At 70.4% G+C, this 23672-nt stretch carries 22 protein-coding genes; 13 read left to right on the top strand and 9 right to left on the bottom strand.

The window, feature by feature from the left end; all coding sequences use genetic code 11:
• Nucleotides 1–208: 208 nt before the first annotated feature.
• On the top strand, nucleotides 209–1177 hold the full coding sequence (locus tag BM109_RS37095) for an alpha/beta hydrolase (RefSeq protein ID WP_093354797.1): 969 nt from the start codon (nucleotides 209–211) through the stop codon (nucleotides 1175–1177).
• Between the two features lie 52 nt (nucleotides 1178–1229).
• Here the strand turns inward: BM109_RS37095 and BM109_RS37090 are convergent, their stop codons facing one another.
• Genes BM109_RS37090 through BM109_RS37080 form a run of 3 tightly spaced genes read right to left on the bottom strand, consistent with a single transcriptional unit; the run spans nucleotide 1230 to nucleotide 4339 of the window.
• Nucleotides 1230–3476: a xanthine dehydrogenase family protein molybdopterin-binding subunit gene (locus tag BM109_RS37090; RefSeq protein ID WP_093354555.1), complete on the bottom strand. Its 2247-nt coding sequence runs from the start codon at nucleotides 3474–3476 to the stop codon at nucleotides 1230–1232.
• Between the two features lie 10 nt (nucleotides 3477–3486).
• Nucleotides 3487–3960: a (2Fe-2S)-binding protein gene (locus BM109_RS37085; RefSeq protein ID WP_057596845.1), complete on the bottom strand. Its 474-nt coding sequence runs from the start codon at nucleotides 3958–3960 to the stop codon at nucleotides 3487–3489.
• Between the two features lie 37 nt (nucleotides 3961–3997).
• The gene (locus BM109_RS37080; RefSeq protein WP_256223031.1) at nucleotides 3998–4339 is read right to left on the bottom strand and encodes a c-type cytochrome; all 342 of its coding nucleotides are present in this window, start codon (nucleotides 4337–4339) and stop codon (nucleotides 3998–4000) included.
• A 217-nt stretch (nucleotides 4340–4556) separates the two neighbouring features.
• Here BM109_RS37080 and BM109_RS37075 point away from each other — a divergent pair, with 217 nt between their 5' ends.
• From BM109_RS37075 to BM109_RS37060, 4 genes are read left to right on the top strand one after another with little or no spacing between them, the layout of a single operon-like run.
• Nucleotides 4557–5474, top strand: a complete 918-nt coding sequence (locus BM109_RS37075; RefSeq protein ID WP_093354552.1) for an AraC family transcriptional regulator — start codon at nucleotides 4557–4559, stop codon at nucleotides 5472–5474.
• A 41-nt stretch (nucleotides 5475–5515) separates the two neighbouring features.
• Nucleotides 5516–6490 (top strand): tRNA (adenosine(37)-N6)-dimethylallyltransferase MiaA, encoded by a 975-nt coding sequence (gene miaA / locus BM109_RS37070; protein ID WP_093354550.1) that lies wholly within the window; start codon nucleotides 5516–5518, stop codon nucleotides 6488–6490.
• Entirely contained in the window at nucleotides 6487–7140 is a 654-nt protein-coding gene (locus BM109_RS37065) for an ABC transporter ATP-binding protein (protein WP_093354547.1), read from the top strand. Before miaA ends, BM109_RS37065 begins: the two co-directional genes overlap by 4 nt.
• Nucleotides 7140–7871 (top strand): hypothetical protein, encoded by a 732-nt coding sequence (locus BM109_RS37060; RefSeq protein WP_093354544.1) that lies wholly within the window; start codon nucleotides 7140–7142, stop codon nucleotides 7869–7871. The genes BM109_RS37065 and BM109_RS37060 overlap by 1 nt, the downstream gene beginning before the upstream one ends.
• Nucleotides 7872–7981: 110 nt before the next feature.
• Here the strand turns inward: BM109_RS37060 and BM109_RS37055 are convergent, their stop codons facing one another.
• The 4 genes from BM109_RS37055 to BM109_RS37040 all read right to left on the bottom strand — a co-directional run bounded on the left by BM109_RS37055 (nucleotide 7982) and on the right by BM109_RS37040 (nucleotide 15029).
• Nucleotides 7982–8947, bottom strand: coding sequence for a threo-3-hydroxy-L-aspartate ammonia-lyase (locus tag BM109_RS37055; protein ID WP_093354542.1), 966 nt, complete (start codon nucleotides 8945–8947; stop codon nucleotides 7982–7984).
• 121 nt (nucleotides 8948–9068) lie between these two features.
• Nucleotides 9069–12143 (bottom strand): efflux RND transporter permease subunit, encoded by a 3075-nt coding sequence (locus tag BM109_RS37050; RefSeq protein ID WP_093354539.1) that lies wholly within the window; start codon nucleotides 12141–12143, stop codon nucleotides 9069–9071.
• A gap of 10 nt (nucleotides 12144–12153) precedes the next feature.
• Complete coding sequence (locus BM109_RS37045; protein WP_093354537.1) at nucleotides 12154–13353, bottom strand: efflux RND transporter periplasmic adaptor subunit; 1200 nt, start codon at nucleotides 13351–13353, stop codon at nucleotides 12154–12156.
• Nucleotides 13354–13427: 74 nt separating this feature from the next.
• Nucleotides 13428–15029 (bottom strand): efflux transporter outer membrane subunit, encoded by a 1602-nt coding sequence (locus BM109_RS37040; RefSeq protein WP_093354534.1) that lies wholly within the window; start codon nucleotides 15027–15029, stop codon nucleotides 13428–13430.
• Between the two features lie 211 nt (nucleotides 15030–15240).
• Here BM109_RS37040 and BM109_RS37035 point away from each other — a divergent pair, with 211 nt between their 5' ends.
• The 5 genes from BM109_RS37035 (at nucleotide 15241) to BM109_RS37015 (ending at nucleotide 20137) form a co-directional block, all read left to right on the top strand.
• Nucleotides 15241–15972: a GntR family transcriptional regulator gene (locus tag BM109_RS37035; protein ID WP_093354532.1), complete on the top strand. Its 732-nt coding sequence runs from the start codon at nucleotides 15241–15243 to the stop codon at nucleotides 15970–15972.
• Nucleotides 15969–16841: a phytanoyl-CoA dioxygenase family protein gene (locus BM109_RS37030; RefSeq protein ID WP_093354530.1), complete on the top strand. Its 873-nt coding sequence runs from the start codon at nucleotides 15969–15971 to the stop codon at nucleotides 16839–16841. The genes BM109_RS37035 and BM109_RS37030 overlap by 4 nt, the downstream gene beginning before the upstream one ends.
• A gap of 37 nt (nucleotides 16842–16878) precedes the next feature.
• The gene (locus BM109_RS37025) at nucleotides 16879–18240 is read left to right on the top strand and encodes an NAD(P)H-dependent oxidoreductase (RefSeq protein WP_093354527.1); all 1362 of its coding nucleotides are present in this window, start codon (nucleotides 16879–16881) and stop codon (nucleotides 18238–18240) included.
• Nucleotides 18241–18522: 282 nt separating this feature from the next.
• The gene (locus BM109_RS37020; protein ID WP_093354525.1) at nucleotides 18523–18885 is read left to right on the top strand and encodes a YciI family protein; all 363 of its coding nucleotides are present in this window, start codon (nucleotides 18523–18525) and stop codon (nucleotides 18883–18885) included.
• A 19-nt stretch (nucleotides 18886–18904) separates the two neighbouring features.
• Entirely contained in the window at nucleotides 18905–20137 is a 1233-nt protein-coding gene (locus tag BM109_RS37015) for an RNA polymerase sigma factor (protein WP_093354523.1), read from the top strand.
• A gap of 12 nt (nucleotides 20138–20149) precedes the next feature.
• Here BM109_RS37015 and BM109_RS37010 read toward each other — a convergent pair whose 3' ends face one another.
• Entirely contained in the window at nucleotides 20150–20815 is a 666-nt protein-coding gene (locus tag BM109_RS37010; RefSeq protein ID WP_371269417.1) for an NUDIX hydrolase, read from the bottom strand.
• 162 nt (nucleotides 20816–20977) lie between these two features.
• On the opposite strand from BM109_RS37010, the gene BM109_RS37005 reads away from it, so the two are divergent.
• From BM109_RS37005 to BM109_RS36995, 3 genes are read left to right on the top strand one after another with little or no spacing between them, the layout of a single operon-like run.
• Nucleotides 20978–21649: a DUF4291 domain-containing protein gene (locus BM109_RS37005; RefSeq protein WP_093354518.1), complete on the top strand. Its 672-nt coding sequence runs from the start codon at nucleotides 20978–20980 to the stop codon at nucleotides 21647–21649.
• Nucleotides 21646–22215 (top strand): NADAR family protein, encoded by a 570-nt coding sequence (locus BM109_RS37000; RefSeq protein WP_093354515.1) that lies wholly within the window; start codon nucleotides 21646–21648, stop codon nucleotides 22213–22215. Before BM109_RS37005 ends, BM109_RS37000 begins: the two co-directional genes overlap by 4 nt.
• Nucleotides 22216–22219: 4 nt before the next feature.
• Nucleotides 22220–23143 (top strand): ADP-ribosylglycohydrolase family protein, encoded by a 924-nt coding sequence (locus BM109_RS36995; RefSeq protein ID WP_093354513.1) that lies wholly within the window; start codon nucleotides 22220–22222, stop codon nucleotides 23141–23143.
• 9 nt (nucleotides 23144–23152) lie between these two features.
• On the opposite strand, the gene BM109_RS36990 is transcribed toward BM109_RS36995, so the two are convergent.
• Nucleotides 23153–23614 carry an Lrp/AsnC family transcriptional regulator gene (locus BM109_RS36990; RefSeq protein ID WP_064262233.1) on the bottom strand — a complete coding sequence of 154 codons (462 nt, stop codon included), beginning with the start codon at nucleotides 23612–23614 and terminating at the stop codon, nucleotides 23153–23155.
• Nucleotides 23615–23672 lie beyond the last annotated feature (58 nt).

The following is a 23672-nucleotide window of genomic DNA, read 5'->3' as shown; positions in this document are numbered from 1 at the left end:
TCCGTCCCAAAAGCCGCCAACTGGCGGCTTTTTGAGGGTTTTTCCGGGTTTCGGGCCGTCATCCGCATGGCGGGCACGCACGTTGCATGGTGAGTTCGCCAAAGACGCCATGACGCGCTGGCCAGGGAGGTGTCGAAATGCACGTCGGCGTGTTTCGGCAGAAAGCAGATGAACTTTTTCGCCGGCTTCGCTGTCCCTCATTCCCATGATGAAACGCTGGACCCTCCTCGCGTCAGTCCTATCGCTTTGCGCCATTCTTGCCGCCGGCTGCTCGACCTTCGACGAGCAGCAGCGTGAATGGATCTTTCAGCCCAGCGACCGCAGCTGGGGCAACACCGCCACCATGGCCCAGGGCATGCAGGACGTGTGGATCGACTTCCAGTCCTCCATCACGGGCGAGCCCGCGCGCCTGCACGGCCTGTGGCTCGGCGGCGAGCCCGAGACCACCGACACCCCGGTGCTGCTGTACCTGCACGGCGCGCGCTACAACGTGGCCGGCTCGGCCCCGCGCATCCAGCGCATGCACGAGCTGGGCTTCTCGGTGCTGGCCATCGACTATCGCGGCTTCGGCAAGAGCTCCAAGGGCCTGCCCTCGGAGGAATCGGCGCGCGAGGACGCCCGCGCCGCCTGGACCTGGCTGGCCGCGCGCCATCCGCGCCAGCACCGCTACATCTTCGGCCACTCGCTGGGCGGCGCCATCGGCATCGACCTGGCCGCGCGCGTGAACGACGAGAGCGGCACCATCGTCGAGAGCACCTTCACCTCGATCGCCGACGTGGTCGGCAGCTTCAAGTGGGGCTGGCTGCCCTTCCGTCCCTTCATCACCCAGCGCTTCGAGGCCATCGACAAGGTCAAGGACATCGGCGCGCCGCTGCTGGTGGTGCACGGCACCGCCGACAGCCTGATCAACCCGACCCTGGGCCGCAAGCTCTACGACGCGGCCACCGTGCCCAAGCTCTTCGTGCTGGTGGAAGGCGGCTCGCACCACAACACCAACTCGGTCGGCGAGGCCCAGTACCGCGCGGCGCTCACGCAGCTGTTCCGCATGAAGCCCGACAACATGGTGGCGCGCAACCAGCCCAAGCTGTCGCCGCCCTCGCCGGCGCTGCCGCCCGCGGTGTCGCCGCAGGACGTGCGCGGCGAAGCGCGCGCGAGCACCGCGCCCGCGGCGATCTAGCAGCGTCGCCGGTCCGTGCCCGAGGGCACGGACCTTCCTCACCGCCCCGTTTTCAGGCCAGCTCGAACGGCAGCTGCCGCAGCGGCTTGCCCGTCAGCTGCGCCACGGCATTGGCGAACGCGGGCGCCAGCGGCGGCAGGCCCGGCTCTCCCATCCCCTTGGGCGCATCGGCGCTCGGCACGATGTGGATGTCGAACTCCGGCACCTGCGTGATGCGCGCCACCGTGAAGTCGCCGAAGTTGCCCTGCTGCACCACGCCGTCCTTCAGGGTGATCGCGCTGCCCGGCAGGCAGGTCGACAGCCCCATCACGGCCGCGCCCTGCACCTGGGCTTCCACGCTGCGCGGATTGACGGCCAGGTTGCAGTGCACGCCGCTGGTCACGCGGTGCAGCACCGGCTGGCCGTCCTTGACCGAGGCTTCCACCACGTAGGCCACCACCGATTCGAAGGACTCGTGCACCGCCACGCCCCAGGCGCGGCCGTCCGCGAGCTTCTTCTTGCCGTAGCCGCTCTTGTCGACGGCCAGCTGCAGCGCGGCGCGATGGCGCGGATGCTTGTCGCCGAACAGCTGCATGCGGTAGGCCACCGGGTCCTGCTTCGTGCTGCGCGCGATCTCGTCGATCAGCGTCTCCATCACGAAGGCGGTGTGGGTCGAACCCACGCTGCGCCACCACAGCACCGGCACGTTGAGCTGCGGATGGTGCACCGTCAGGCGCATCGGCAGCGGATAGGGATCGCGCATGCCCTCGACCGCCGTGGCGTCGATGCCGTCCTTCACCATGGCGCCCGCGAACACCGTGCCCGCGGTGATGGACTGGCCGACGATGACGTGGTCCCAGGCGAGGATCTTGCCGCGCTCGTCGAAGCCGATGCGCGCGCGATGCAGGTGCATCGGCCGGTAGTAGCCGCCCTTGATGTCGTCCTCGCGGCTCCACAGCAGGCGCACCGGCATGTCGAGGCCGGCCGCGCGCGTGGCCTTGGCGATCTCGCAGGCCTCGACCACGAAGTCGCTGGTGCTCACGAAGCGCCGGCCGAAACCGCCGCCCGCCACCTGCACGTTGACCTTCACCTGCGCGGGCTCGAGCTTCAGCGCGCGCGCCGCGGCGAAGCCGTCGAGGTCGGCGGACTGCGTGCCAACCCACAGCTCGGCGCGTCCGTCCGACAGCTTCACGGTGCAGTTCAGCGGCTCCATCGGCGCGTGCGCCAGGTAGGGAAACACGAACTCGGCCTCGAGCTTGCGCGGCGCATTGGCCAGCGGCGCCATGTCGGCGTCGAACTTGCGCGGGCCGGGGCGGCCTGCCAGTTCGCGGTACTGGGCCAGCTGCTTGTCGGAGTCGACCTTCTCGACGGCCGCCGTGTCCCATTGCAGCTTGAGCGCGTCGCGGCCCAGCTTGGCGGGCCAGTAGCCGTCGGCCACCACGGCCACGCCCTCGGCGCCGCGGTCGAGCGGAATGCGCACGACGGCCTTCACGCCCTTGACGGCGCGCGCGGCGCTGTCGTCGACCGAAGCCAGGCGGGCGCCGAACACCGGCGGATGGGCCACCACCGCCGTGAGCTGGCCCGGATGCTTGACGTCGATGCCGAAGTCCTGCCGGCCGCTGCTCTTGGCGGCCGCATCCAGGCGCTGGGTCGGGCGGCCGATGATGCGAAAGTCCTTCGGGTCCTTGAGCACCACCTTCTCGGGCACCGGCAGCGCCATCGCCGCCTCGGCCAGTTCGCCATAGCTCGCCTTGCGCCCGCCCGGGCCGAGCACCGTGCCGGCCTGCGTGCGCAGGGTGGAGGGGTCGACCTTCCAGCGCGCCGCCGCGGCCGACAGCAGCATGGCGCGCGCGCGCGCGCCGAGCTCGCGGTACTGCACGAAGCTGTTCTTGATCGTGTTCGAGCCACCGGTCAGGTGCATGCCGAAGAAGGGGTCGGCATAGGCGGCGTCGTTGGTGCCGCTGCGGCTGCGCACCAGGGCCCAGTCGGCGTCGAGCTCCTCGGCCAGGATCATCGGCAGGCCGGTCTGCACGCCCTGGCCGAACTCGAGCCGGTTGATGGTCACCATGACCTCGCCGTTGGGCGCGATCTGCACGAAGGCCAGCGGCTGTTGCGTCGGCTTGAGGCCGCCGGCCGCCGGGGCCGCGCCGCCGGCCTGCGCCAGGGCCAGGTGCGGGAAGGTGCCGAGCGCGAAACCGCTCGCGCCGACGATCTTGAGGAAGCTGCGGCGCGGCAGCGCGGCGGGCTCGTCGGCCGCGGGGCGGGCCATCAGGCGTTGCAGCGAACGCGGCAGGTCGTGGTAGTCGATGTGGGGCAGCATGGCTTTTCCTTCAGGCGAGGTTGCGGGCTGCGTCGGCCACGGCCGCGCGGATGCGCGCATAGGTGCCGCATCGACAGATGTTGCCGGCCATGGCCGAGTCGATCTCGTCGGCGCTGGGCTGCTTGCCCGCGGGCAGCGACTGCAGGAAGGCGGTCGCGCTCATGATCTGGCCGCTCTGGCAGTAGCCGCACTGCGCGACGTCGTGCCGCACCCAGGCGGCATGCACGGCCGCGCCGACGCGGTCGCTGCCGTCGGTCATGCGTTCGATGGTGGTGATCTTCTTGCCGTCGGCGGCGGCGATCGGCGTGATGCACGAGCGGATCGCCTGGCCGTCGAGGTGCACGGTGCAGGCGCCGCACAGCGCGGCGCCGCAGCCGAACTTGGTGCCGGTCATGCCCAGCGTGTCGCGCAGGGCCCAGAGGATGGGCGTGCCGGGATCGGCATCGACCGTGTGGTCACGGCCATTGACGTGGAGCGCAGTCATTGCTTGTTTTCTCCGTGGGTGGGTGGGGGAACGGGATTCACTTGGCGCCGTCGAGCAGCCATTGCGCGAGCGCCTGCAGGTCGGCATCGGGCACCTGGGCCTGCGGCGGCATCGGCATCGGGCCCCATTTGCCCGAGCTGCCGGCCTTGATGCTGGCCGCGAGCTGCGCGGCCGTGCCCTTGCCGTCGCCGTACTTCGCGCCGATGTCCTTCCAGGACGGGCCCACCACCTTGGTGGCGGGTTGATGGCAGGCGACGCAGGCGTACTTCTGGGCCAGCGCGAGGCTGGCGTCGGCCTGCAGCGGCCACAGCGCGCCGGCGCCGACGGCCAGGGCCAGCACGAGCGGTGCTGCGATGGAGGTGATTTTTTCTGTGTTCATCGTGGAAAGGAAGGTTGCCTGATTCGACGGCGGGCCCGTGGCGCATGACGCCGCATGACCGCGGGCCCACCGCCGGCGAGTGTGGGGCGAAGACCGGCCGCGCGTTTGCCTGATTCGCGCGCGTTCTTGCCTGAAACACCGAGACTGCGACGGAAATGCGCGCCGCGCGAAAGCGGCGGGCTAGACTTTTCGCGACCTGTACTTCGAAAGGATCCAGATGGACCTCGCCGAGCCCGCGCGGCTGGATTCCCCGGCCGTGCTCGACGACCTGCAGCGCGCCGTGGCGCGCATCGCGAATACCGACGGCGACCACCTCACGGCCATTCCCGCGCTCTCGCTGCACCGCCGCAGCGCCGCGACCGCGCCGCTGCACTGCCTCTACGGCTTCGGCCTCGGCATCACGGTCAGCGGGCAGAAGCGGGTGGCGCTCGGCGGCGAGGTGTTCGATTACGCGGCGGGCCAGTCGCTGCTGACCACGGCCGACCTGCCCGTCGTCTCGCACATCACCCGCGCCAGCACGGCGCAGCCCTTCGTCGGCCTGGCGCTGCAGCTCGATCCGCGCGCGGTCGTGCAACTGGCCGCCGAGATGGCGCTGTCCCCGCCGACCCGGGACGGCAACCAGCGCGCCATGTCGCTCGGCGACCTCGACCCCACGCTGCTCGGCGCGGTGACGCGGCTGGTCGACCTGCTCGCCGAGCCGCGGCTGATCCCGCAGCTCGCGCCGCTGCTGCAGCGCGAGATCATGGTGCGGCTGCTCGCGGGCCGCCACGGACCGCAGCTGCAGCGCCTGGTGGCGATCGGCTCGCCGAGCCAGCAGGTGGCGCAGAGCATGGCCTGGCTCAAGCTCAACTTCACGCGCAACGTGCTGGCCGACGAACTGGCGGCCTCCGCGAACATGAGCCCCTCGACCTTCCGCCAGCACTTCCGCGCCGTGGCGGGCATGAGCCCGATGCAGTACCTCAAGCAGCTGCGGCTGCAGGAAGCGCGGCAGCTGATGCTGAACCAGGGCATCGACGCCGGCACCGCGGGCGTGCGCGTGGGCTACGAGAGCGCCTCGCAGTTCAGCCGTGAATATGCGCGGCTGTTCGGGGCGCCGCCGCTGCGCGACATACGGCGCATGCGCGAGACGAGCTGACACGGAACCAGGGCCGGGCCATTTGCTACGCTCGACCCCTCATGGGTTCTTCTTCCTCGCCTCCCGGTCCTCCGCGCTTCATCGCACTCGCCGGCCCCACCGCCTCTGGCAAGACCGCCGTCGCGCTGGCGCTCGCGCGCGAACACCCGGTGGAGATCGTCAGCGTCGATTCGGCGCTGGTCTACCGCGGCATGGACATCGGCACCGCCAAGCCCAGCGCCGACGAACTGCGCGCGGTGCCGCACCACCTGATCGACATCCTCGATGCGCGCGAGAGCTACAGCGCCGCGGCCTTCGTGGCCGATGCGGCGCGGCTGATCGACGAGATCCGCGCGCGCGGCGCAATGCCGCTGCTGGTCGGCGGCACGATGCTGTACTTCAAGGCGCTGCTCGACGGCATCGACGCGATGCCCGCAGCCGATGCCGCGGTGCGCGCGCGCATCGATGCCGAGGCCGCCGAACTCGGCTGGCCCGCGATGCATGCGCGGCTCGCGCAGGTCGATCCGGTCACGGCCGCACGGCTCGCGCCGCAGGACAGCCAGCGCATCCAGCGCGCGCTCGAGGTCTACGAGAGCAGCGGCCAGCCGCTGTCGCACTTCCATGGCAGCGGCAGCAAGTCCACGCGCGGCGTCGAGGGCGGCCGGCTGTTCTCGCTCGAGCCCGCCGACCGCGCCTGGCTGCATGCGCGCATCGCGCAGCGCTTCGACGCCATGCTGGCCGCGGGCCTGCTCGACGAGGTGCGTGCGCTGCGCGCGCGCGGCGACCTCTCGCCCGAGCTGCCCTCGATGCGCTGCGTGGGCTACCGGCAGGCCTGGGAGACCCTGGACGCCGCCGACCCGCCCGATGCCGCCGCCCTTCAAGACCTGCGCGAACGCGGCATCGCCGCCACGCGCCAGCTCGCCAAGCGCCAGGTCACCTGGCTGCGCGGCATGCCCCACCGCACCGTGATCGCCTGCGACGCGCCCGACGCGCGGCAGGCCGCGGTGCGCCTCATCGCGCCCACGCTCCTCCCATGACCCTGCGCATCTCCGATCTGGGCAAGCACTACGGCCAGGCGCCGGTGTTCGAGCACGTCAGCCTCGCGATCGAACCCGGCGAGTTCGTCGCCATCGTCGGCGAATCGGGCGTCGGCAAGTCCACGCTGCTCAACTGCATGGCCGGCCTCGACCGCTGGGACACCGGCAGCGTGGTGCACGACGACACCGACATCGGCGCGCTCGGCGCCGAGGCATGCGCGCTCTGGCGCCGGCGCCACGTGGGCTTCGTGTTCCAGGCCTTCCACGTGCTGCCGCACCTCGACGTGGCGCAGAACGTCGCGCTGCCGCTGATGCTGCTCGGCGAGCGCCGTGACGATTCACGCATCGCGCGCATGCTCGAGGCCGTGGGCCTGCCGGGCATGGGCGCGCGGCTGCCGCAGACGCTCTCGGGCGGCCAGCTGCAGCGCGTGGCGATCGCGCGCGCGCTGGTGCACCGGCCCGCGCTGCTGCTGGCCGACGAACCCACGGGCAACCTCGATCCCTCGACCGCCGCCAAGGTCATGGACCTGCTGATCGCGCAGACGCGCGAGCATGGCGCCTCGCTGGTGCTGGTCACGCATTCGGAGAGCGCGGCCGCGCGCGCCGACCGGCTGCTGCACCTCACGGCCGCGGGCATCCGCGTCGGCTGATGGCGCGCGCGCCCTGGCCGCTGGCCGCGATCGCGGCGATCTATGTCGCCACCGAACTGTGGCAGGTGGCCGCGCGGCCCAGTTCGATGATCGGCATCCGGCTGGCCGTCTATGCGTTGGTGTTCCTGGCCGCGCTGCGCGGCAGCCGCGCGGCGGCCTGGCTCTGGGGCGCGATCAGCGCGGTCGCGGCCGTCGCCAGCGCCTTCGCGCTCTGGACCTTGATTTCCACGCGCAACGCCCATGGCGTGGGCCCGGCGACGATCGCCTTCATCGGCTTCCAGGCCGTCTTCTATGCGGTGGGCACGGCCTACATCTTCGGCAGCCGCTCGCTGCGCGCGTTCCAGCAGGCGCGTGGCGCGCTGCGCGGCAAGGGGCCGGCCGCTCCGTCGCAATCGCCCTATGACGGCGCGCGCATCGCGCTCGGCAGCGATGCGCTGATGCTGGTGCGCCAGGGCAGCGTGCAGACCCGTGTCGAGCTCGCGGCCATCGATGCCATCGCGGTGCGCTCGCAGACGATGGCCGAGGGCCTGCCGCGCGTGTGGATCGAGCCCTGTGCGCAGCGCGACGGCACGCAGCCTCTGATGGCGGTCACCACGCTGGCCGGTGGCTTCGCGCGCTTCGAGGCCTGGCTGTTCGAACTGCCGGGCTTCGATGCGACGGCCTACCGGCAGTTGCTCGAGTGCGGCGAGAACGCGCGCCGCATCGTCTGGCGCAGGCCTCACAAGGTGTGAAGAAACCGTAGCGAGCGCCCCGAGGTCGCGCCGAGGACCGGAGCCGTACCTTGTACGGTGAGGACCGCAGGTGCGAGATCGGGGCGCGCAGTAGGTTTATTCACACCTTGTCAGGCCGTGCCGCCGAGCAGCGCCGCGTAGCGCCCCAGGTCCACGTTGCCGCCGCTGATCAGCACGCCCACACGCTGGCCCGCGATCAGCGGACCCGCCGCGCAGGCGGCCGCGAACGCGAGGCAGCCCGTGGGCTCGACCACCATCTTCATGCGCTCGGCGAAGAAGCGCATCGCCTCCACCAGCTGCGCATCGCTCACCGTGAAGATGTCGTCGACGTCGCGCCGGATGATGCCGAAGGTGTATTCGCCCAGGTGCTGCGTCTGCGCGCCGTCGGCGATGGTCTTGGGCGTGTCGATGTGCACGATGCTGCCCGCGCGGAACGACTGCTGGCCGTCGTTGCCGGCCTCGGGCTCGACACCGTAGACCTTGCAGCCGGGCGCGAGCGCGCGTGCCGACAGGGCCGAGCCCGACAGCAGGCCGCCGCCGCCGAGGCAGACGAACAGGTGGTCGAGCGGGCCCGTCTCCTCGATCAGTTCCTTCACGGCCGTGCCCTGGCCGCTGAGCACGTCGGGATGGTCGTAGGGCGGGATCAGCGTCATGCCGCGCTCGGTGGCGAGCCGGCGCGTCAGCGCCTCGCGGTCCTCGGTGAAGCGGTCGTACTGCACCACCTCGGCGCCGTAGCCGCGCGTGGCCGCGAGCTTGGCGGCCGGCGCGTCCTTGGGCATCACGATCACCGCGGGCATGGCCAGCAGGCGCGCGGCGAGCGCGATGGCCTGCGCATGGTTGCCCGACGAGAAGGCGATCACGCCGCCCTTGCGCTGCTCGGCGTCGAACTTCGACAAGGCATTGAAGGCGCCGCGAAACTTGAAGGCGCCCATGCGCTGGAAGTTCTCGCACTTGAAGAAGAACTGGGCGCCCCAGCGGGCATCGGCGGTGCTGGATCGCAGCACCGGCGTGCGGTGGGCATGGCCTTCGAGCCGCGCGGCCGCGGCGGTGACGTCGTCGTAGGTGGGGAGTTGCATGGGCCTAGTGTCGCGCAGTTGAAAGCGCGCGGGCAAGGCTGTCGGAGGCGGGAAGGCAGCCCCCCAAAAAGAAACCCGCGGTCGTCACGACCGCGGGCGCTTCATCGCAGGGGCGCGAGGCTCAGGCCTCGGGTGCCACCCGCCCCTGCGGCGCGACGACGTCGGCCTGGCTCGTTTCTTCCTTCTCGTGCCGCGCCGCGATGAACAGGTACATCGCCGGCACCACGAACAGCGTAAACAGCGTGCCGATCGACAGCCCGCTGAAGATCACGATGCCCATCGCCTTGCGGCCCGCCGCGCCCGCGCCCGAGGCGATGACCAGCGGCAGCACGCCGAACACCATGGCGGCCGTCGTCATCAGGATCGGGCGCAGCCGCGTGCCCGAGGCCTCGACGATGGCGTCGAGCTTGCTCAGGCCCTGCTTCTGCAGCCGGTTCGCCACCTCCACGATCAGGATGCCGTGCTTGCTGATCAGGCCCATCAGCGTGACCAGCCCGACCTGCGTGTAGATGTTCATCGAGGCGAAGCCCCAGAAGATGAAGATCATGGCGCCGAACAGCGCCAGCGGCACCGACACCAGGATCACGATCGGATCGCGGAAGCTCTCGAACTGCGCCGCCAGCGCCAGGAACACGATGATCAGCGCGAACACGAAGGTGATCGCGAAGTTGCCCGACTCCTGCACGAACTGGCGCGACTGGCCCGCGTAGTCGACCGTGTAGCCGCTGGGCGCGAGTTGCTGCACCACGCCGCGCAGGTACTCGAGCGTCTCGCCCTGCGTGCCGCTGGGCACGCCCTGGATGGTCACCGAGTTGAGCTGCTGGAAGTGGTTCACCGTCTCGGGCTGCACGCTGTACTTCAGGCTCGCGACCGTGCTGGCCGGCACCACGCCGTTGGGCGTCTTGATGTAGAAGTTCAGCACGTCCGAGGGGTTGAGCCGGTCCACCTGCTGCACCTGCGGGATCACCTTGTAGGAGCGGCCCGAGATCGAGAAGTAGTTGACGTAGCCGCCGCCGAGCGCCGCGCCCAGCGCGTTGCCCACGTCCTGCTGCGTGATGCCGAGCGAGGCGATCTTGTCGCGGTCGACCACCACGGTGGCCTGCGGCAGGTCGATCTTCAGGTCGGCGTCGATGTAGTAGAACTTTCCTTCGGCGCGCGCCTTGTCCATGATCTGTTGCGCGAGCGTGTTGAGGTTCTCGAACGGTTCGGTGGTCTTGATCACGAACTGCACCGGCAGCCCCGAGGCGCCCGGCAGCGCCGGGAACTGGAAGGCCACCACCTTGGCGCCGGCGATGCCGTTCCAGCGCCGCTGCAGGTCGGCCTGGATGTCGTGCGCGCTGCGCGTGCGCTCGTCCCAGGGCTTGAGCAGCACGCCGGCGATGCCCGCGTTGGTGCTCGGCACGCCGGTCAGCTGGAACAGCTGCGCGTACTCGGGCGTGTCGTGCGCGACCTTGAAGATCTGGTCGGCATAGGTCTGCATCTGCGTGATGGTGGCCGTGGGCGCGCCCACCACCTGCGACAGCACGATGCCCTGGTCCTCCTCGGGCGCCAGCTCGGACTTCGACATCTTGAACATCACGAACAGGAGGCCGATGAGGATCCCCCCCATCACGATCATCACCGGCCAGGTGCGCAGCACGCCGCGCAGGATCAGCTCGTAGCGGTGGTGCACGCGCTCGAAGACGTGCTCGATCTTCGACGCGAACTTGCCGCTGTCCTGCTCGGGCTTGAAGATGCGCGAGCACATCATCGGCGACAGCGTGAGCGCGACCACGCCCGACACCACCACGGCGCCCGCGAGCGTGAAGGCGAACTCGGTGAACAGCGAGCCGGTCAGCCCGCCCTGGAAGCCGATGGGCACGTACACCGCCACCAGCACCACGGTCATCGCGAGGATGGGCCCGCCGAGCTCGCGCGCCGCGAGCAGCGCGGCCTGCATCGGCGTCTTGCCCTCGCGCATGTGGCGGTCGACGTTCTCCACCACGATGATGGCGTCGTCCACCACCAGCCCGATCGCCAGCACCAGCGCGAGCAAGGTGAGCAGGTTGATCGAGTAGCCGAGCACCAGCATCACGAAGAAGGTGCCGATCAGCGACAGCGGCATCGCGATCACCGGCACCAGCACCGCGCGCAGGCTGCCCAGGAACAGGTAGATCACCACGGTCACGATCAGCAGCGCCTCGACCAGCGTCTTGATCACCTCGCTGATCGAGGTGTTGATGAAGTCGGTCGAGTCGTAGACGATCTTGCCGGTCAGCCCGCTGGGCAGTTGGGCCTGCAGCTCGGGGAAGGTCGTGCGCACCTGCTTGGCCACGTCGAGGATGTTGGCCTCGGGCGCGACCTTGATGCCGATGAACACCGAGCGCACGCCGTTGAAGGCGACGTTGAAGTCGTAGTTCTCGGAACCCAGCGTCACGTTGGCCACGTCCTGCAGCCGCACGATGGCGCCGTTGCTGCTCTTGATGGACAGCTGCTTGAACTCGTCCACGCTGTGCAGCGAGGTGCCCGCGGTGAGCGGCACGCTCACCATCTGGCCCTTGCTCTGGCCGACGGCGGCGAGGTAGTTGTTGGCGGCCAGCGCGGCGCTCACGTCGGTGGCGGTCACGCCGTAGGCGGCCATCTTCTGCGCGTCGAGCCAGGCACGCAGCGCGAAGGTGCGCGCGCCCAGGATCTCGGCGGTCTGCACGCCGGGAATCGCATTGAGCTTGGGCTGCACCACGCGCACCAGGAAGTCGGTGACGTTGTTGTTGGGCAGCGTGTCGCTGTAGAAGCCAATGTACATGGCATCGGTGGTCTGGCCGGTGGCCACGGTCAGCACCGGCTGCTGCGCCTGCGGCGGCAGCTGGTTGCGCACCGAGTTGACCTGCGTGTTGATCTCGGTCAGCGCGCGGTTCGAGTCGTAGTTCAGCCGCAGGGTGGCGGTGATGGTCGACACGCCCAGGCTGCTCGAGGACGACAGGTAGTCGATGCCCTGGGCCTGCGACACGGCGGCCTCGAGCGGCTGCGTGATGAAGCCCGCGACCGTGGCGGCGTCGGCACCGTAGTAGGCGGTGCTGATGGTGACCACGCCGTTCTCGGTCTTCGGGTACTGGTTGACCGGCAGGCCGGACAGCGCGCGCAGCCCCAGCACCACGATCAGCAGGCTCACCACCATCGCCAGCACGGGCCGGCGGATGAAGATGTCGGTGAAGTTCATGCGTGCGACCTCATTTTTCCTGCGGCGTCGGGTTCGGGCTGTTGGTCGGCTGGACGCTGTTGTCGACCGTGACCGGCGTGCCGTTCTTCAGCTTGTTCTGTCCGCTGCTCACCACCACCTGGCCGGCCTCCAGGCCCTTGACGATGGCGATCTGGTCGCCGCGCGTCGGGCCGGTCTCGACGAAGACCTGCTGCGCGACGAGCTGCTGTCCGCTCGGCGCATTGGCGTTGGCCGCGGCCGCCGGCGCGGCCGGTGCGGCGCCCGATGCCGAGGCGGCGGGCGCGGTCGCGGCCTTGAAGGCATCGGCCGTCTTCACGACGAACACCGTCGAGCCGTAGGGGTTGTAGGTGACGGCGGTGGACGGCAGCGTGAGCTGCTCGCGCGCGCCGCCGATGTCGATCTTCACGGTGGCGAACATGCCCGGCAGCAGCTGCTGCTTCGGGTTCGAGACGGTGGCCTGCACCTGCACGTTGCGCGTGGTGGCATCCACCTTGGGGCTGATCGCGTTGATCTTGCCGCTGAAGGCCTGGCCGGTGAAGGCATCGACCCCGAGGTTCACCATCTGGCCGACCGCCAGCCCGGCGAGCTGCTGCTGCGGCAGCGTGAAGTCGACGTAGATCGGGTCCAGCGTCTGCAAGGTGACCAGCTTGTCGCCCGCGTTCACGTACTGGCCCGGGTTCAGCGTGGTGATGCCCAGGCGGCCCGCGAACGGCGCGCGGATCGACTTCTTCGCCACCACGGCGGCCTGCTGCTCGACCTGCGCGCGCTTGGCCTTGAGGTCGTTGGTGTCGGCATCGATCTGCGCCTGGCTCACGGCCTGCACCGCGAGCTGCGCCTGGTCGCGCTTGAGCACGGTGGCGGCCTGCGCGGCGGCGGCTTCGGCGGCATGCAGCAGCGCGATGTCGGAGTCGGCGTTGAGCTCGACCAGCAGTGCACCGGCCTTCACGTCCTGCCCGGACTTGAAGTGCACCTGGCGCACCAGCCCGGCCACCTCGGTGCTGAGGTCGGCGCCGCGCACCGGGTTCAGCGTGCCGACCGCGGAGAACTGCGATTGCCACTGCAGCTTCTGCACCTCGACCGTCGACACGGTCTGCGGGCCCGGCTTGGGCACGGCGGCAATCAACGCGCGGATCTGCAGGAACTTGCCGAGCGCCAGGGCGGCGACCAGCAGCAGCACGCAGCCGATCATGATGATCATTCTCCGGGTCATGGGTAGGCTTCTCTTCGAGTTATGGATGAGGGGGTGAGGTGCCGCGGCAGGATGACGTCGTGCCGCGGCGGGGTTCAGTTCTGCGCCGGCGCCGCTGCGGGCGTGGCATCGGCGGCCGGGGCGATGGTGGCGTCGGCGAGTTCGCCGCGGTTCCACCAGCCGCCGCCCAGCGCCTGGAACAGGGCCGCCGTGTCGGCATAGCGCGCGGCCTGGGCCTGCACCAGCGCAGTGTGCGTCTGCAGCCAGGCCTGCTGCGCGGTCAGCAGCTGCACGTAGCTGACGGCGCCGGCGCGGAACTGCGTCGTCGTCAGGTCGAGCGACTGCCGCGCGAGCGACTCGGCCGTGGCCTGGGTCTGCAGCGCGGTGGCGTCGATCTCGAGCGCGCGCAAGGCATCGGCCACGTTCTGGAAGGCACCGAGCACGGTGTCGCGGTACTGCCCCGCCGCCGCGTCGTAGGCCGCGACCGCCGCGCGCTTCTGCGCGCGCAGCGAGCCGCCGTCGAAGATCGGCTGCGCGAGCGCCGCGCCCACGCTCCAGAAGTCGCTGGCCGAGCGGAACAGCTCGCGCGTGCGCGTGGCGCTGCTGCCGTAGCTGCCGGTCAGGTTGAACTTCGGATAGAGGTTGGCGGTGGCCACGCCGATCTCGGCGCTGGCCGCGTGCAGCCGGGCCTCGCTGGCGCGCACGTCGGGCCGCTGGCGCGCGAGCTCGGAGGGCAGCGACAGCGGCAGCTCGGCGGGCAGGCTCAGGCTCGCCAGATCGAATTCGGGCAGGCCGGCCTCGCTCGGCAGCCGGCCCGCGTAGACCGCGAGCTGGTGGCGCGTTTGCGCGAGCGACTTCTCGATCGCGGGAATCGTGGCCAGCGTCTGCGCGAGCTGGGTGCGCTGCTGCAGCACGGTCGACTTGGGGATCGCGCCGGTGTCGAACTGCTTTTCGATCACGTCGAGCTGCTGCTGCTGCGCCTGCAGCACCTCGCGCGTGGCCTGCAGCTGCGCGCGCAGCGCGGCCTCGCGGATCGCGGTGGTCACGAGGTTGCCGGTCAGCGTCAGGTAGACCGCCTCGACCTGGTAGCGCTGCGCCTCGAGCGTGGCCTGCGCACCCTCGAGCGCGCGGCGGTTGCCGCCGAAGACGTCGAGCGCATAGCTGACGTTGACCTGCGCGTTGTAGAGCGTGAGCAGCTGGCCGCCCGGCACCTGCGTCGTCACCTGCGAGGCGCGCTGGCGCGTGCCGCCCAGCGTGCCGTTGACCTGCGGCCACAGCAGGCTGCCCGACTGCGCCTCGTAGTTGGCCTGCGCCTCGCGCAAGGTGGCCTGGGCCGAGGCCAGCGTGGGGCTCTGCGCGAGCGCGTCGCGGATCAGGCGGTCGAGCGGCTCGGAACGGAACACGGCCCACCACTGCGCGGGGATGTCCTGGCCCGGCAGCAGTTGCTGCGACTGCCCACCCGGAACCGGCGCCTGCGCGGTGCGCGCCGGCACCGGCGAGGGCGTGTAGTCGGCGCCCTGCGCGGCGGCCGGCAGGCCCGGTGTCTTGAAGTCGGGGCCGAGCGTGCAGGCGCTCAGCAGCAAGGCAGCCCCGAGAACGGCGCCCTGGCGGGGCCAGCCTGCGCGCCTGCGCACCGGGTCGGCCAGCCAGCGGCGGGGGGGAGGATCCTGCGGTGCGTTGTTTTCTTGGTTTTGCATTGGGCGAGGGTTGTACACCCGGAACGTCACGAAAAGCTGACCTGAAAAGAAAGAAAGGCCGGCCGGAAACGGGGCGGAACCGGGCCGGATTGTCTGGCCCGGCGTTACGCGAGCATTGCGAACGCTGCCGGCCGTTCCGGTGAAAACCCTAGCTGCGCAGCCGCTCCGGATTTCGTACTCTGTATACAGAGTTCAGAAACGGAGTCCTTCCATGCCCGCCCAGCTCGTCAGCATCGAGGTCGCGCCCGACCTCGTCGACCAGGTCTACCGCGCCCTGCTCGGCGCGATCAGCAGCGGCGAGCTCGCGCCCGGCGAGCGGCTCACGCAGGAGGACATCGCGCAGCGGCTTTCGGTGTCGCGCCAGCCGGTGCTGCAGGCGCTGCGGTTGCTCAAGAAGGACGGCTTCGTGCACGACGCGCCGGGCCGCGGCGTGCTGGTGGCGCCGCTCGACGCCGACTGGATGCGCAAGGTCTACCAGGTGCGCGGCGCGCTCGACGTGCTGGCCGCGCGGCTCGCGGCGGCCGAGCGCTTTCGCATCGATCCCAAGCTGATGGAGCGCGGACGCCGTGCCGCGCGCGGGCGCAACGTCGAGGCCATGATCGATGCCGACATGGCCTTCCACCAGGCCATCTACGCGGCCTCGGGCAATCCGCTGATCGCGCAGAGCGCCGACCAGCACTGGCGCCACCTGCGCCGCGCGATGGGCGCGGTGCTGCAGGCCGAGCCGCAGCGCGAATCGCTGTGGGACGAACACGAGGCCATCGCGGCCACCATCGCCGCGGGCGACGCCGAGCAGGCCGCGCGCCTGAGCGAGGAGCACGTGGCGCAGGCCAGCGAAGCGCTCGGCCGGCGCCTGGCCGCGCAGCTCGCGCGCGCAGCCTCACCCGCATCGGCCCCCTCTTCCCCTTCCCACCCCCGCACGACCCAAGGAGACACCGCATGAAGCTGACCCCCGAGCAACGCGCGCAGTTCGAGCGCGACGGCTACCTGTTCTTTCCCGGCCATTTCTCCCCCGAGGAGACCCGCGTGCTGACCGACGCGGTGCCCGAGCTCTACGGCCGCCGCGAGGCCTTCAACGTGCGCGAGAAGGGATCGGACGCGGTGCGCACGAACTTCGCGGCCCACCTCTACAGCGAGCCCTTCGCGAAGCTCGCGCGCCATCCGCGCATGGTGGGCCCGGTACGCGACCTCTTCGAGGAGGAGGTCTACATGCACCAGTTCAAGATCAACGGCAAGATGGCCTTCGAAGGCGACGTCTGGCAGTGGCACCAGGACTACGGCACCTGGCTCAACGACGACCTGATGCCGACCGAGCGCGCGATGAACGTCGCGATCTTTCTCGACGACGTGAACGAGCACAACGGCCCGCTGATGTTCATTCCGGGCAGCCACCGCAAGGGCGTGGTCGATGCCAAGCACGACCTCACGACCACCAGCTACCCGCTGTGGACGGTCGACAACGCGCTGATCCGCCAGCTGGTGGATCGCGCCGGCGGCAAGGACGGCGGCATCGTCTCGCCCAAGGGGCCGGCCGGTTCGATGATCCTGTTTCACAGCTGCCTGGTGCATGCCTCGGGCAGCAACCTGTCGCCGTTCAACCGCGTGGCCGTGTACCTGAGCCTGTGCGCGGTCAGCAACCACATCCGCCGCCACAAGCGCCCCGAGTACATCGCGCACCGCGACTTCGCGCCGATCGAGATGCTGCCCGACGACTGCCTGCTGCGGCCCTACCCGGTCGACCTGCCGTGGAAGAACGGCCTGCCCGAGAGCGCGCTGCGCACCTCGACCGAGACGCTAGAGGCCGTCGCCTGAGCCCCCGAAGAAGAACCACCGAGACCACCCCCCTTCCATGAGCCTCCACCAGAAACTCCAGCAGCGCGCCGCCGAAGGCCGCCCGATCCGCATCGGCCTGATCGGCGCCGGCAAGTTCGGTTCGATGTACCTCGCGCAGATCCCGCGCACGCCGGGCGTGCAGCTGGTCGCGATCGCCGACCTCTCGCCCGCGGCCGCGCGCGCCAACCTCGAGCGCGTGGGCTGGGAGGCCGCGCGCGCCAACGCAACTTCGGTGCAGGAAGCGCTGAAGTCCGGCGCCACCTGGATCACCGAGGACTGGCAGGCCGTGACGCGCGAGCCTTCGATCGACATCGTGGTCGAGTGCACCGGCAACCCCGTGGCCGCGGTCGACCACTGCCTCGACGCCTTCGCGCACGGCAAGCACGTGGTCAACGTGACGGTCGAGGCCGATGCCTTCTGCGGCCCGCTGCTGGCGCGCCGCGCGCAGCAGGCCGGCGTGGTCTATTCGCTGGCCTTCGGCGACCAGCCCGCGCTGATCTGCGACCTGGTGGACTGGGCCCGCACCTGCGGCTTTCCGGTGGTGGCGGCCGGGCGCGGCCACAAGTGGCTGCCGCATTTCAGCGAATCGACGCCCGAGACCGTCTGGGGCAACTACGGCCTCACGCCCGAGCAGGCGCAGCGCGGCGGGCTCAACCCGAAGATGTTCAACAGCTTCCTCGACGGTTCCAAGCCCTCGATCGAGAGCTCGGCCGTGGCCAATGCCACCGGGCTGGGCGTGCCCTCCGACGGCCTGCTCTATCCGCCGGCCAGCGTGGAGGACATCCCGTTCGTGACCCGCCCGCGCAGCGAGGGCGGCGTGCTCGAGCGCAAGGGCATGGTCGAGGTGGTCTCCTCGCTCGAGGCCGACGGCCGGAAGATCCCCTACGACATCCGCATGGGCGTGTGGGTCACGGTCGAGGCCGAGACCGACTACATCAAGAACTGCTTCGAGGAATACAACGCCCACACCGACCCGAGCGGGCGCTACTTCACGCTCTACAAGCGCTGGCACCTGATCGGGCTCGAGGTCGGCCTGTCGGTCGCGAGCGTGGCGCTGCGCGGCGAACCCACGGGCGTGGCCACCTGCTGGAACGCCGACGTGGTCGCCACCGCCAAGCGCGACCTCGCGCCCGGCGAGCTGCTCGACGGCGAAGGCGGCTACACGGTCTGGGGCAAGCTGCTGCCGGCCGAGCGCTCGCTGCGCATCGGCGGCCTGCCGCTGGGGCTGGCGCACGGCATCAAGCTGGTGCGCCCGGTGCGCAAGGGCCAGAGCCTGACCTGGGCCGACGTGGCGATGGACACCGGCACCCACGCCTTCAAGCTGCGCAGCGAACTCGAGGCGATGTTCGCGCCGAAGGAACAGGCCCGGGCGGCCTGAGCCCGAGCGACGCGGCTCAGGCCGCGTCCGCCACCGGCAGGCAGACCTCGTGCCACGGCACGAGCCTGCCGAGCGCGCCGAAGCGCAGCAGCAACAGCAACTTCGCGTCGAAGATCTATTCGGCCGGCCGCATCGCGCCCAGGCTGAAGGTACGGGCGACCGGCATTGCGCTGCCGGCCGGGTCGTAAAAGAATATGCAACTCGCTGTCGAAATGCCGGTTGGCCGGCCGTCATTGGTGTGAGCGATCTTGCTCGGTCCGCTTTTCATGACGGAGTTGCACCATGCAGTACATGCTTTTGTTCTATCAGACGCCTGCCGAATTCGAGCAGCGCGACGATGCGTCCGCCCAGGCCCGGCGCGCGAGCTGGGTGGCCTACGCCGACGCGGTGCGCCAGTCGGGCCTCGCGCTCGGCGGCCACGGCCTGATGCCGCCGATGACCGGCACCACCCTGCGCATCCGCGGCGACAAGCGCCAGGTGCAGGACGGCCCCTTCGCCGACACCAAGGAGCAGCTCGGCGGCTACTTCGTGATCGACGTCCCCGACCTCGACGCCGCGCTCGAATGGGCCGCGCGCGCGCCCTGCGCCGCCACCGGCGGCGTGGAAGTCCGTCCGGCCTTCACCGCCAGCGCCCAGGGCGGTTGAGGCCGCCGAGGCACGCGCCATGAACGACACGGCCGCCCGCGAGGCTGCCGAGCGAGCGGCCCGCCAGTCCTATGGCCGGCTGCTCGCGATCCTCTCGGCACGCACGCACGACATCGCCGGCTCGGAGGACGCGCTGGCCGATGCCTTCGCGCGCGCGCTCGAGCGCTGGCCGGCCGACGGCGTGCCCGAACGGCCCGACGCCTGGCTGCTGAGCGTCGCGCGCAACCGCCGGCTCGATGCCTGGCGACACACCCGCGTGCAGGACGACGCCACCCAGACCCTGCTGCTGCTGGCCGGCGAGATGGACACCGCCGAGGCCGAGGGCCATGCGGTGCCCGACGACCGGCTGCGCCTGTTCTTCGTCTGCGCCCATCCGGCCATCGACGCCGCCGCGCGCACGCCGCTGATGCTGCAGACCGTGCTGGGCCTCGATGCCGCGCGCATGGCCGGCGCCTTCCTCACCTCGCCCGCCACCTTGAGCCAGCGGCTGGTGCGCGCCAAGACGCGCATCCGCAGCGCCCGCGTGCCCTTCGAATACCCGCAGCAGCGCGAGCTGCCGCAGCGGCTGCAGGACGTGCTCGACGGCATCTATGCCGCCTACGGCACCGGCTGGGACGACGTCGACGGCGCCGACGCGCGGCCCGACGGCCTGACCACCGAGGCCATCGACCTCGGCCGCATCCTCTGCGCGCTGATGCCCGAGGAGCCGGAGCCGCTGGGGCTGCTCGCGCTGATGTTGTTCTGCGAGAGCCGCGCCGAGGCGCGCCGCAGCGACACCGGCGCCTATGTGCCGCTCGACCAGCAGGACACCGCGCGCTGGGACCCCGACCTGCTCGCCGAGGCCGAGGCCTGCCTGCGCCGCGCCTCGGCCATGCAGCGCCTGGGCGCCTACCAACTCGAGGCCGCGATCCAGTCGGCGCACTGCGAGCGCCGCGTCGGCGCGCCGGTGCCGCCTGAAGCGCTGGTGTCGCTCTACGAGGGCCTGCTGGCGCTGCGGCCGAGCATCGGCGCGCAGGTGAGCCTGGCCTGCGCGCTGGCCAACGCGCGCGGACCCGACGCGGGCCTGCGCACGCTCGATGCGATCCCCGCCGAGGACGTCGCGAACTACCAGCCCTTCTGGGCCGCGCGCGCGCACCTGCTGGCGGCCGGCGGCGCGCGTGCCGCGGCACGCCAGGCCTACGAGCGCGCGATCGGCCTCGCGAGCAGCGCGGCGGTGCGCACCTACCTCGGCGCGATGATGCTGCGCCTGTGAGGCGCGGCGCGCTCAGCCCGCGTCGGGCCGGGCATTGAAGGTACGCGGAAACAGTGCCGCCTGCGAGCGGTCGCGCAGCCGGTAGCTCATCGCCGGGCGACCCGGCCCGCCCGCGAGCATGCCGGCCTCCTCCATGAAGCCGCCGTCGAGCATGCGCTTGCGGAACGCGCTCTTGTCGACCGGGCGCCCGAGCACGACCTCGTAGGTGTGCTGCAGCGCCGGCAACGTGAACGGCTCCTCGAGCAGGAAGGCCGGCAGCGAGGTGTATTCGACCTTGCTGCGCAGCCGCGCCACCGCCGCCGCGAGCAGCTCGCCATGGTCGAAGGCCAGCCGCTTGCGCAGCGCCGCCTCGACCTCGAACCACGCCACCTCGGCCGCGTTGGCGCCGCCGCGCAGCTGCATCGCCTGCGCCGGGATCAGCGCATAGAAGCAATGCGTGGCCGACCAGCCGCGCGGATCGCGCTTCGCCCCACCCCAGCTGCCGAGCTGCTCGAGGTAGGGCGTGACCACGCCGGTCTTCTCGCGCAGCTTGCGCAGCGCGCAGTCGAGCAGCGTGGCGTCCTCGTCGACATTCACGAAGCCGCCCGGCAGCGCCCAGCGTCCCGGATAGGGCTCGGCGCTGTCGGCGGGGCGGCGCACCAGCAGCACCTGCAGCGCGTCGTCGAGCACGGTGAACATGGCCACGTCGACGGTGACGAGGGGGCGGGGGAAAGTCAGCGCGGGGAATGTGGACGGGGATGTGGACACGGGTGGCTTGACTCGAGATCGATTAGTTGTACTATACAACCCTCAATTAGTTGTACAGAGCAACCATCAGAACAACAACAAGGGAAATCAAGAATGAACGACATCCGCATCACTCCGCTGCCCGTGCAGCGACACCTCGAACAATGCGAACGCTGGCCCCGCAACGGCCGCGTCATCCTCGCCCACCACGACGCGCGATCGGTCGTCGTCTACCAGGCCTACCGGCCCGCGATCGGCGAGTACGCGATCGCGCACGGCCGGCTCGACGGCCCCGACTTCAGCCTCGCGCGCATGAGCTGGATCAAGCCGAACTTCCTCTGGATGATGTACCGCTCGGGCTGGGGCACGAAGCCGGGCCAGGAAGTCACGCTCGGCCTGCGGCTGCGACGCGCGTTCTTCGAACGGGTGGTGCGCGAGGCCGTGCCCTCGATCTTCGATCCCGCGCGCTTCGCCGACCGCGATGCCTGGCAGGCCGCGGTGGGACGTTCGGAGGTGCGGCTGCAATGGGATCCCGACCATGCGCCCAACGGCGCGAAGCTCGAACGCCGCGCGATCCAGTTGGGCTTGCGCGGGCGCACGCTCGCGGCCTTCGCGCACGAGGAACTGCTCGAGGTGATCGACATGCGCGCCTTCGTGGACGCGCAGCGGCCGCATGCACAACACAACCAGGACCCCGAACTGCGGACACCCGAGGAGCACCCCCTCGACCTCCTGCCCGACGACGACCGGAGCCTGCAGAAAGCCACCGACGAGGAAACACGATGAGCAACGAGACCATCCACCGCCACACCCGCACCGCTTTGATCGACCGCATCGCCCAAGGCTTCGACCCCCGCTACCTGCTGTTCTGGGGCCACCAGCCCGAGAAGGACGGCAGCGCCGGCAAGGGCTGCTTCAGCCAATGGTTCGAGGCGCCGTTCGAGACCGAGGGCGTGCGCTACGCGACGGCCGAGCACTTCATGATGGCCGGCAAGGCGCGGCTGTTCGGCGACACCGAGGTCCTGGGTCAGGTGCTCGCCGCGCGCACGCCGGCCGAGGCCAAGAAGCTGGGCCGCGCGGTGCGCGGCTTCGACGACACGGCCTGGAAGCACGCGGCCTTCGACCTGGTCATGCAGGGCAACCTCGCGAAGTTCTCGCAGCACGCGGCGATGGGCGAATACCTGTTGCGCACGGGCGAGCAGGTGCTGGTGGAGGCCAGTCCCTACGACGCGATCTGGGGCATCGGCATGGCCGCGAGCCATGCGGATGCGCGCGAGCCGGCGCGCTGGCGCGGCCAGAACCTGCTGGGCTTCGCGCTCATGGCCGTGCGCGACCAGCTACGGGCGGGTTGAGGCCATGGCTGTCTCGACCGAAGACCGCTTCCGCGGCGCCCTGCTCGGCCTGGCCTGCGGCGATGCCGTGGGCACGCGCGTGGAATTCAGCCCGCGCGGCAGCTTCGTGCCCGTCACCGGCATGCAGGGCGGCGGGCCCTTCGGCCTCGCGCCCGGCGAATGGACCGACGACACCTCGATGGCGCTGTGCCTCGCGGCCAGCCTGATCCATTGCCGCGGCTTCGATGCCGTCGACCAGATGAACCGCTACTGCAACTGGCGCAGCGTGGGCTACATGAGCAGCAACGGCCGCTGCTTCGACATCGGCATCACGGTGTCGAAGGCGCTGTCGCGCTACCTCGCGAACGGCGATCCCTTCGCGGGCGATCCCGATCCGCGCACCGCCGGCAACGGCGCGCTGATGCGGCTCGCGCCGGTCGCGATGTTCGCGATGTTCGGCGTGGCCGATACGCCCGCACTGCTGCGGCTTGCCGCCGACAGCACGCGCACCACGCACGGCGCGGCCGAGGCCATCGCCTGCTCGCGCCTGTTCGCGCTGCAGCTGCAGGCCGCGCTGCGCGGCGAGGACAAGGCGTCGATCCTCGCGCCGCGCGACCTCGGCGAAGCACCGAGCCCCGGCGCGGCCGCGCTCGCGGCGGGCCGCTGGCGCGACAAGCCGCGCGATGCGATCAAGGGCTCGGGCTATTGCGTGGAATCGCTCGAGGCGGCGCTGTGGTGCTTCGCGCAGGCCGACTCCTTCGAGGAGGCGATCCTCGCGGCCGCCAACCTCGGCGACGACGCCGACACCACGGCCGCGATCTGCGGCCAGCTCGCGGGCGCCTTCCACGGCGTGGCGGGCATTCCGGTGCCATGGCTGGCCACGCTCACGATGCGCGACGAGATCGACGCGATGGCGCGCGCGCTGTTCGCGCTCGCCCATCCGGCCTGATCCTTTTGGCTACTGCGCGTACGACAGCGGCAGCGCGGTCGTGAACTTGATCTCCTCCATCGCGAAGCTGGAGCTGACGTCGAACAGCTCGGTGTCGGCGATCAGCCGCTTGTAGACCTTGTCGTAGGCCGCGATGTCGGGCACCACCACGCGCAGCAGGTAGTCGATCTCGCCGCTCATACGATAGAACTCGACGATCTCGGGGATCACGTCGACCACGGCCTTGAAGCGATCGAACCAGGCCTGCGTGTGGGTGCTGGTGCGCACGGCGACGAACACCGTCACGCCCACGTTGACCTTCTGCGGATCGACCAGCATCACGTTGCGCGTGATCACGCCGGCCTCCTTGAGCCGCTGGATGCGGCGCCAGCACGGCGTCTGAGACAGGCCGACCTGGCTCGCGAGATCGGCGATCTGGCGCCCGGCGTCGAGCTGCAGCAGCTCGAGAATCTTCCTGTCTATGGCGTCCAGTTTTATCTTTTCCATGAAAAATAGAATCTGATTCTCAAAACCCAGGGAAATCGAGTCT

Source organism: Variovorax sp. PDC80 (assembly GCF_900115375.1).
Lineage (GTDB): Bacteria > Pseudomonadota > Gammaproteobacteria > Burkholderiales > Burkholderiaceae_C > Variovorax.
This window is presented reverse-complemented; position numbering and strand designations above follow the sequence as displayed.

Coding starts and splice junctions, on each gene's coding strand:
- BM109_RS37005 (WP_093354518.1), top strand. CDS start 20,978: ATGAACGACATCCGCATCACTCCGCTGCCCGTGCAGCGACACCTCGAA.
- miaA (WP_093354550.1), top strand. CDS start 5,516: ATGGGTTCTTCTTCCTCGCCTCCCGGTCCTCCGCGCTTCATCGCACTC.
- BM109_RS37090 (WP_093354555.1), bottom strand. CDS start 3,476: ATGCTGCCCCACATCGACTACCACGACCTGCCGCGTTCGCTGCAACGC.
- BM109_RS37050 (WP_093354539.1), bottom strand. CDS start 12,143: ATGAACTTCACCGACATCTTCATCCGCCGGCCCGTGCTGGCGATGGTG.
- BM109_RS36995 (WP_093354513.1), top strand. CDS start 22,220: ATGGCTGTCTCGACCGAAGACCGCTTCCGCGGCGCCCTGCTCGGCCTG.
- BM109_RS37040 (WP_093354534.1), bottom strand. CDS start 15,029: ATGCAAAACCAAGAAAACAACGCACCGCAGGATCCTCCCCCCCGCCGC.
- BM109_RS37095 (WP_093354797.1), top strand. CDS start 209: ATGAAACGCTGGACCCTCCTCGCGTCAGTCCTATCGCTTTGCGCCATT.
- BM109_RS37055 (WP_093354542.1), bottom strand. CDS start 8,947: ATGCAACTCCCCACCTACGACGACGTCACCGCCGCGGCCGCGCGGCTC.
- BM109_RS37080 (WP_256223031.1), bottom strand. CDS start 4,339: ATGAACACAGAAAAAATCACCTCCATCGCAGCACCGCTCGTGCTGGCC.
- BM109_RS37010 (WP_371269417.1), bottom strand. CDS start 20,815: ATGTTCACCGTGCTCGACGACGCGCTGCAGGTGCTGCTGGTGCGCCGC.
- BM109_RS37060 (WP_093354544.1), top strand. CDS start 7,140: ATGGCGCGCGCGCCCTGGCCGCTGGCCGCGATCGCGGCGATCTATGTC.
- BM109_RS37045 (WP_093354537.1), bottom strand. CDS start 13,353: ATGACCCGGAGAATGATCATCATGATCGGCTGCGTGCTGCTGCTGGTC.
- BM109_RS37020 (WP_093354525.1), top strand. CDS start 18,523: ATGCAGTACATGCTTTTGTTCTATCAGACGCCTGCCGAATTCGAGCAG.
- BM109_RS37065 (WP_093354547.1), top strand. CDS start 6,487: ATGACCCTGCGCATCTCCGATCTGGGCAAGCACTACGGCCAGGCGCCG.
- BM109_RS37000 (WP_093354515.1), top strand. CDS start 21,646: ATGAGCAACGAGACCATCCACCGCCACACCCGCACCGCTTTGATCGAC.
- BM109_RS37075 (WP_093354552.1), top strand. CDS start 4,557: ATGGACCTCGCCGAGCCCGCGCGGCTGGATTCCCCGGCCGTGCTCGAC.
- BM109_RS37085 (WP_057596845.1), bottom strand. CDS start 3,960: ATGACTGCGCTCCACGTCAATGGCCGTGACCACACGGTCGATGCCGAT.
- BM109_RS37015 (WP_093354523.1), top strand. CDS start 18,905: ATGAACGACACGGCCGCCCGCGAGGCTGCCGAGCGAGCGGCCCGCCAG.
- BM109_RS37025 (WP_093354527.1), top strand. CDS start 16,879: ATGAGCCTCCACCAGAAACTCCAGCAGCGCGCCGCCGAAGGCCGCCCG.
- BM109_RS37035 (WP_093354532.1), top strand. CDS start 15,241: ATGCCCGCCCAGCTCGTCAGCATCGAGGTCGCGCCCGACCTCGTCGAC.
- BM109_RS37030 (WP_093354530.1), top strand. CDS start 15,969: ATGAAGCTGACCCCCGAGCAACGCGCGCAGTTCGAGCGCGACGGCTAC.